Genomic DNA, 218 nt, shown 5'->3' on the forward strand with positions numbered 1-218 from the left:
ATGCCAACCAATTTTTCGTAGCTTGGTAATTGTATGATGTTCTGATTGCGCGTCACCGGACGGCCGCCACTTTCATAAACGCTGGCACTGACAAGGTAGCGCAATGGTACTGGAGTGTTAGCCCAATTATCTGGAACAGAAATCACTCCCTTGCCATCTTTATCCAACTTGATTGCGGCAGTTTTCAATGTTCGGCCATTGATTTTTTCTTTGGCATT

Annotated in this window: 1 protein-coding gene; it reads right to left on the reverse strand. The window is 45.0% G+C overall.

Annotated elements, in window-relative coordinates:
- A partial coding sequence (locus CCS02_RS22065; protein WP_157808028.1) for a hypothetical protein occupies window positions 1-188 on the reverse strand: 188 nt, incomplete at its 3' end.
- Window positions 189-218: the final 30 nt, after the last annotated feature.

The sequence above is a fragment of the Marinomonas sp. ef1 genome (genome assembly GCF_002806845.1).
In the GTDB taxonomy this organism is placed as follows: Bacteria; Pseudomonadota; Gammaproteobacteria; order Pseudomonadales; family Marinomonadaceae; genus Marinomonas; species Marinomonas polaris.